This window comes from Pseudomonas sp. UF-293, from assembly GCF_058245595.1.
In genome coordinates, this window is sequence record NZ_JBSICA010000002.1 from 494,035 (window position 1) to 501,325 (window position 7,291).

At 58.5% G+C, this 7,291-nt stretch carries 7 protein-coding genes and 2 pseudogenes; 8 read left to right on the forward strand and 1 reads right to left on the reverse strand.

All coding sequences use genetic code 11. The features are described from left to right. Positions 1-51: 51 nt before the first annotated feature. The 7 genes from fliN to AC4IHP_RS04740 all read left to right on the forward strand — a co-directional run bounded on the left by fliN (position 52) and on the right by AC4IHP_RS04740 (position 4,702). Positions 52-510 (forward strand): flagellar motor switch protein FliN, encoded by a 459-nt coding sequence (fliN, locus tag AC4IHP_RS04710; RefSeq protein WP_016771070.1) that lies wholly within the window; start codon positions 52-54, stop codon positions 508-510. After that, positions 511-963, forward strand: a complete 453-nt coding sequence (fliO, locus tag AC4IHP_RS04715; RefSeq protein ID WP_024012109.1) for a flagellar biosynthetic protein FliO — start codon at positions 511-513, stop codon at positions 961-963. Beyond that, the gene (fliP, locus tag AC4IHP_RS04720; protein WP_460117487.1) at positions 963-1,721 is read left to right on the forward strand and encodes a flagellar type III secretion system pore protein FliP; all 759 of its coding nucleotides are present in this window, start codon (positions 963-965) and stop codon (positions 1,719-1,721) included. The genes fliO and fliP overlap by 1 nt, the downstream gene beginning before the upstream one ends. Beyond that, complete coding sequence (fliQ, locus tag AC4IHP_RS04725; RefSeq protein WP_016771067.1) at positions 1,718-1,987, forward strand: flagellar biosynthesis protein FliQ; 270 nt, start codon at positions 1,718-1,720, stop codon at positions 1,985-1,987. The genes fliP and fliQ overlap by 4 nt, the downstream gene beginning before the upstream one ends. A gap of 3 nt (positions 1,988-1,990) precedes the next feature. After that, complete coding sequence (fliR, locus tag AC4IHP_RS04730; protein WP_460117489.1) at positions 1,991-2,776, forward strand: flagellar biosynthetic protein FliR; 786 nt, start codon at positions 1,991-1,993, stop codon at positions 2,774-2,776. A 3-nt stretch (positions 2,777-2,779) separates the two neighbouring features. After that, the gene (gene flhB, locus AC4IHP_RS04735; RefSeq protein WP_016771065.1) at positions 2,780-3,919 is read left to right on the forward strand and encodes a flagellar biosynthesis protein FlhB; all 1,140 of its coding nucleotides are present in this window, start codon (positions 2,780-2,782) and stop codon (positions 3,917-3,919) included. Positions 3,920-4,033: 114 nt separating this feature from the next. Continuing rightward, on the forward strand, positions 4,034-4,702 hold the full coding sequence (locus AC4IHP_RS04740; RefSeq protein WP_490830987.1) for a hypothetical protein: 669 nt from the start codon (positions 4,034-4,036) through the stop codon (positions 4,700-4,702). Positions 4,703-4,761: 59 nt separating this feature from the next. On the opposite strand, the pseudogene AC4IHP_RS04745 reads toward AC4IHP_RS04740, so the two are convergent. Next, positions 4,762-4,848 (reverse strand): annotated as a pseudogene (locus AC4IHP_RS04745) (DUF6124 family protein); the annotation flags it as partial. A gap of 324 nt (positions 4,849-5,172) precedes the next feature. Here AC4IHP_RS04745 and AC4IHP_RS04750 point away from each other — a divergent pair. Next, positions 5,173-7,291, forward strand: a pseudogene (locus AC4IHP_RS04750) (hypothetical protein); the annotation flags it as partial.

The window sequence follows — 7,291 nt, forward strand, 5'->3', positions numbered from 1 at the left end:
GCGCTTTTCACCCCCGTATTTAACCGAATTGTTGCCCGCCGAGGACACATGATGAACGACGATATGAACGCGCAGGACGACCAGGCACTGGCCGATGAATGGGCTGCGGCCCTGGAAGAAACCGGTGATGCCGGCCAGGCTGACATCGATGCACTGCTGGCCGCCGACGCCGGTACTTCCAGCTCCAACCGTCTGCCGATGGAAGAGTTCGGCAGCGTGCCGAAGAACAACGATCCGGTGACCCTCGACGGTCCGAACCTGGACGTGATCCTCGACATCCCGGTGTCGATCTCGATGGAAGTCGGCAGCACCGACATCAACATCCGCAACCTGCTGCAACTCAACCAGGGTTCGGTGATCGAGCTCGATCGTCTGGCCGGTGAACCGCTCGACGTGCTGGTCAACGGCACGCTGATCGCTCACGGCGAAGTAGTGGTGGTCAACGAGAAGTTCGGCATCCGCCTGACCGACGTGATCAGCCCAAGCGAACGCATCAAGAAGCTGCGCTGAGTGAAAAGGTTTCTCTGGGTGCTGCTGGCATGGCCGTTGAGCGTGCTGGCTGCCGAGCCGAGCGCAACCACCGCTGCGCCTGCCGCCACCGCGCCGATGGTCAACAGCGGCGTGGCCGGTCAGTTGACGCAACTGGTGTTCGGTTTGCTGCTGGTGCTGGGCTTGATCTTCTTCCTCGCGTGGCTCTTGCGCCGCGTGCAGCAGGCGGGGCCGGCGGGCAAGGGCCAGGTGATCGAGCTGATCGGTTCGCGCGCGCTCGGCCCGCGTGACCGCTTGATGCTGGTGCAGGTCGGCAACGAGCAGATTCTGCTCGGCCTCAGCCCCGGTACCATCACCGCGCTGCATGTGCTCAAAGAGCCGGTCGAAGTCCCAACTGCCAGCGAAAAAGCGACGCCGGAATTTGCCCAGCATCTGCTGAAAATTCTCGGCAAGGACCAAAAGGATACGAAGTAATGGGTGCGCTCCGCATCGTCTTGACGCTGCTCCTGTTGCTGGCCGCGCCGCTGGCGTTGGCCGCCGATCCGTTGTCGATCCCGGCGATCACGCTGGGCACCAATGCCGACGGCGCGCAGGAATATTCGGTCAGTCTGCAGATCCTGCTGATCATGACCGCGCTGAGTTTCATTCCGGCGGCGGTCATTCTGATGACCAGCTTCACGCGGATCATCATCGTCTTCTCGATCCTGCGTCAGGCCCTCGGCCTGCAACAGACGCCGTCGAACCAGATCCTCACCGGCATGGCGCTGTTCCTGACGCTGTTCATCATGGCGCCGGTGTTCGACCGGGTGAACAACGACGCGCTGCAACCGTATCTGGCCGAAACCCTCACCGCCCAGCAAGCGGTGGAAAAGGCCCAGGTGCCGATCAAGGACTTCATGCTCGCGCAGACTCGCAGCAGCGATCTGGAGCTGTTCATGCGCCTGTCCAAGCGCACCGACATTGCCAGCCCGGATCAGGCGCCGCTGACCATTCTGGTGCCGGCGTTCGTAACCTCCGAGCTTAAAACTGCGTTCCAGATCGGCTTCATGATCTTCATTCCGTTCCTGATCATCGACCTTGTGGTGGCGAGCGTGCTGATGGCCATGGGTATGATGATGCTCTCGCCGCTGATCATCTCGCTGCCGTTCAAGATCATGCTGTTCGTGCTGGTCGATGGCTGGGCGCTGATCATCGGTACTCTGGCCAGCAGTTTTGGAGGTGTTTCGCCATGACGCCGGAAGTCGCGGTCGATATCTTTCGTGAAGCCCTGTGGCTGACCACCATGATGGTCGCCATCCTGGTGGTGCCGAGCCTTTTGGTCGGCCTGCTGGTGTCGATGTTCCAGGCCGCCACGCAGATCAACGAACAGACCCTGAGCTTCCTGCCGCGTCTTCTGGTGATGCTGGTGACCCTGATCATCGGCGGTCCGTGGATCGTGCAGACGTTCATGGAATACATCATCCAGCTGTACAAAAACATTCCGATGGTCATCGGCTAAGCCATGCAATCGCTGCTTCAGCTGACCGACACCCAGATCAGCACCTGGGTGGCGTCGTTCATGTTGCCGCTGTTTCGCGTCGCCTCGATGCTGATGGTCATGCCGGTGTTCGGCACCACCCTGATCCCGCGCCGCGTGCGCCTGTATTTCGCCGTGGCGATCACCGTGGTCATCACCCCGGCGCTGCCGCCGATGCCCGCCGTCAGCCCGCTGGATCTCAGCGGCTTGCTGCTGATCGGCGAGCAGATTCTGGTCGGCGCCGTACTGGGTTTTTCCCTGCAATTGTTCTTCCAGGCATTTGCCGTTGCCGGGCAGATTGTTGCGATCCAGATGGGCATGGGCTTCGCCTCGATGATCGACCCTACCAACGGCGTTTCGGTGGCGGTGATCGGGCAGTTCTTCACCATGCTGGTGACGCTGCTGTTCCTGTCGATGAACGGCCATCTGGTAGTGTTCGAAGTTCTCACTGAAAGCTTCACCACGCTGCCGGTCGGCGGCGGTTTGATGGTCGAGCATTACTGGGAACTGGCCGGCAAACTCGGCTGGGTCCTCGGCGCCGCGCTGCTGCTGGTGTTGCCGGCCGTCACCGCACTGTTGGTGGTCAACATCGCATTCGGCGTGATGACCCGCGCCGCGCCGCAACTGAACATCTTCTCGATCGGTTTTCCGCTGACCCTGGTGCTCGGCCTGTTCATCGTCTGGGTCGGCCTTGCGGACATTCTCAACCAGTATCAACCGCTGGCCAGCGAGGCCTTGCAGTTGCTACGCGAACTGGCACGGGCGCGCTGAGTCATGGCAGAGAGCGAGAGCGGTCAGGACAAAACAGAAGACCCCACGGAGAAACGCAAAAAGGACTCCCGTGAGAAGGGTGAGATTGCCCGTTCCAAAGAGCTCAATACCCTCGCCGTGATGATGGCCGGTGCCTCTGCGCTGCTGATTTTCGGCGGCATGCTTGCGCAAGAAATGATGGACGTGATGCGCCTGAACTTCACCCTGTCCCGCGAAGTGGTCATGGACCAGGGCGCCATGGGCCGGTTTCTGTTGGAGTCAGGGTTGATCGCCTTGCTGGCGATTCAGCCGGTGATGATCACCCTGTTGCTCGCCGCCATCATCGGGCCGATCTCCCTCGGCGGCTGGCTGTTCGCCGCAAGCTCCCTGGCGCCCAAATTCAGCCGGATGAACCCCGCCGCCGGCCTCAAACGGATGTTCTCGTTCAAGGCTGTGGTCGAACTGCTCAAGGCACTGGCCAAGTTTCTGATTACCTTGGGCGTGGCGCTGTTGGTGTTGTCCGCCGATGTCGACGACTTGCTGCGCATCGCCCACGAACCACTGGACATGGCGATCATTCACAGCGTTTTGCTGGTGGGCTGGAGCACGCTGTGGCTGGCCTGCGGTCTGATCATCATCGCCGCGGTCGACGTGCCGGTGCAGATCTGGGAGAGCATGAAGAAACTCAAGATGACCAAGCAGGAAGTGCGCGACGAGCACAAGGATCAGGAGGGCCGCCCCGAGGTCAAGCAACGCATTCGCCAGACCCAGCGCGAAATGTCCCAGCGCCGCATGATGGCAGCGATTCCCGAAGCCGACGTGGTCATCACCAACCCGACCCACTACGCCGTCGCGCTCAAGTACGACTCAGAGAAGGGCGGCGCGCCGGTGCTGCTGGCCAAGGGCAGCGACTTCATCGCCCTGAAAATCCGCGAAATCGCAGTGGCCAACAACGTCATGCTGCTTGAATCGCCGGCGCTGGCGCGCTCGATCTATTACTCAACCGAGCTTGAGCAGGAAATTCCTGGTGGGCTGTATCTGGCAGTGGCGCAGGTATTGGCCTACGTCTATCAGATCCGCCAACACCAGGCGGGCAAGGGCAAGCGGCCGGATCCGCTCAAGGATGATTTGCCGATTCCGCCGGATCTGCGGCGCGATTCCTGACGGTTACCGTCTGTCTGGAAAACCTCTGAACCTGTCAAGTTTGACACTAGACGCCGCTCTGCAGCCGCGTTGCTATGCACGTGGGAATAATCCCTGGGCGCAGAGGCAAAGATCATGGCAGAGCGAATCTATAAAAAACTCGAAGGAATGACGCTGGACTACGTTTCAGGGCAACTGGAGGAAAACCCCAAAGAGCGGTTCATACGTTATACGGTGAGCTTTGATCTTGATCTCGACTTCACCCACTTCGTGCAGATGGCCAACGTCTATATCCCCGGTTATCTGAACAACCCGGTCAATGCCATCAGGCCTGAACTGGACGGATTGGCTTACCACTACTCCTACAACTATCTGTTCGATAGTGCGGGGAATATTCGCGACAAAATGGCCTTGTTCGAGCTGTTCACATCGCCACGTTATTACATGGATCAATGGGTCACCGGTGTTGAGTTGGCGGTACGCTACAGCAAGCCTGGGTTTGAGGTGGTCGGGGAAAAGTTGCGCGTCACTGCAAGCAGGGATTTGCGACTGGTGGACGAAAGTCGAACGATCAAGATCGCAGATTTACCTCTATTGCAGTTTCATTGGGCGTTAAACCTGTTGCAAAGTGACCTCACCGCTCCTGATATCACTGCCCCTGTGACCAAGGTCGTTCTTATGTACATGCATGAAGACCTCGTCGAGGTTGAAGGGCAATGGGTACTTCGTGGCGTGAAGTATGTCGATCGCAATCAGCTGGCTTTCGGCGAAATCACGACCAAGCAGATACTGACTGCGCAGTAGCCAAGTACTGCGCTTATCGATCCCACGCGAAGCGTGGGATCGATAAGCGTGACGCAGCGTTACTGCCGCAACTCCAGATTATCCAGCACCCGATTCACCGCCAGTTCGCCGAGCATGATCAACAGCGCAATCCCCGTCAGCGTGCGTATTCCTCCCATACCTGGAATGGGTTCCCAGCGAGAGAACCCCGTTAAGGTGGCGCACGGATCGACTCAAAGGCGGTTTGCCCACTAGCCATTTTTCAGCCTCGATTCCTTAAGTCTACCGTTCATCTGAAACCCATCGATACCTGTCAGGTTTGACAGGTGTGCAAATACATCAACACAGATTCAATCACTCCATCACCCGACCGGAGTGCACGCCATGTACGCCAAATGCCCCGCATCTGCAGGCCCGTCGGAATTTCATTATTTCGTCGGCCTTGAACGTCGCTACACGACGTCTCAACGCTCTTGCAGAGGATTCGCCTGATGCCTTCTCACCAGCACTTCCGCTTCCCGCCCATCAAGGAAGGCAACGACACACTGGCCCTGCGCCCGCTGCTGATTCCAGGGTTGCTGGAACCAGTACAAGACGGCGATGGCGGCATCAACATCCAGGTGGCAACCGACGACCCCGAAGGTTTGCTGTGCGTGATCAATCCTTATCTGCCAGTGATGAGCGAGGGTGACAGGCTGGATATCTGGTGGAACGGCGCGAAAGTACTCGAACGATTCGTGACGGCCGACGAAGTCGATCAGCGGGTGTTCTTCTACTTGCCGACGCCTGCAGAGTCCGGGTGGGCCGAGGATTGCCACTACGTGCTGACCCGAGTGGGTGAAACCGAAGCCGAGCCCCCGTCGGCGTCCTTGCGGATAATGATCAAACTGTACAAGCCGGGGAACTTCGACAAGGAACCGCATAAAGAGGACGGCCATTCGGAATTGAACATCGTGCAATTGCCGCCCGAGGTGGTTGAACAGGGCGTGATCGATGCCGAATGGGCAAAAAAAGGCGTGTTGGCCACCATCCCCCACTACGTTTTTTGCACCCGCAACGATAAGGTCCGCCTGCTTGTTGGCGATCATTTGCTTCCTGCTCACCTCATCACGCAGGAGCAAGCCGAAAACCGACAACCGATTGAAATCCTCATTGAACAGGCAGACATTCTCCGCGCTGGAGACGGTTTACAGCGGGAAATCAGATACGACATCAATGACGAAACGTGGAACTGGGCCGACCGTCACTCCAAACGCACTTATGTCGATATCGACGCCGGCGGCTGGCGCCTGGAACCGCCGTTCATCAAGGAAGCCATCAATGGCGTCATCACTATCAGGGATTTGAACAAGCAGCCGGTCACCGTGCAGATTCATGTCAGTAGCAAGGACTTCAGTCTCGGCGATAACGTGCACATGACCTTCATCGGGCGGCCGGCGCGTAACGCTGAACCCATCTACTACTGCGAATCCCGTGAGATCACCAACGTTCCCTCAGTGCTGGAAATCAAGGTCCCCTATGACTTGATCAGGGCTATCGTTCTGGGCCGCGCCGACGTCTCCTATATTCTCTATAAAAAGGACGGCGGCGACCCGCTCTCCTCCAAGCGCGCGTTTGCAACGGTAGAGGGCGACGTCAACATGCTGCCCGAGCCGAACATTCGCGAACTGCTGGGCGATACCCTCGAACCGGACGAACGTTTCGCCACAGTCGATGTGCGCTATGTCATGAAAAATGGCGACCTGATCTGCATGAGATGGTCCGGCATCCAGTCCAACGGCGACGGCTATCTGCATGAGGTTGCGCATATCGTCAGCGAGAACGAGGCCCGGGAAGGCCTGGTCACGCTATACGTCGACGCCGAGCACATCACTGTGCTCGAAAACGGCACGCTGGATCTTTACTACGTGGTCGCCAACGATGCACCGGGTCTTCTCGACGTCAGAGAATCCGAGCGCTTGCTGGCCAAGGTCGGGAAGATCCGGGCGACGCTACCCAAACCTGTGGTCGAGGAGGCTGAACCGCCGGGGGATGTGCTTGATCCGTCGAAGGTGTTCGACAACGTTCATCTACTGATCGGCGAGGCGAAGACGCTTGATAAGGACGTGCTGACCTATTACTGGCGCAGTCCCAATCCGTTCTCCAGTACCAGCGACTGGCTGCCGATTACCACCGTCAGTGCGGGCAAACCTGTGCGTTTCAGGGTCGACAAGGAATATGTCACGTCGAACATCGGGCAATATGTTGATGTGCGCTACGTGCTGTGGCGTGCGGCCTCGCAACGCTATGAATACTCGGCCACACTGGCGCTGTTGATCGTTGAGATAGTAGTGCCTGTGATCAATTCGGTTACTGATACCAGGGGTGAGTTAATTCCCGATAAGGGCATTACCTTCGACAACAGTGTAACGGTCAAGGGCACGGCCAGCTCCCATCTGACACTGCAGTTGTATGACGGCATTACGCCTATCACACCGATTGTGACAGTCGACGCCAGCGGTAACTGGACGTTGCCGTTGTCGGCACTGAGCGCCAGCGCTCACAGCATCACGGTCAAGGCGTTGTACGGCAGTAATCCGGTGTCGGCGGCGCGGACCTTTACCGTGGCGG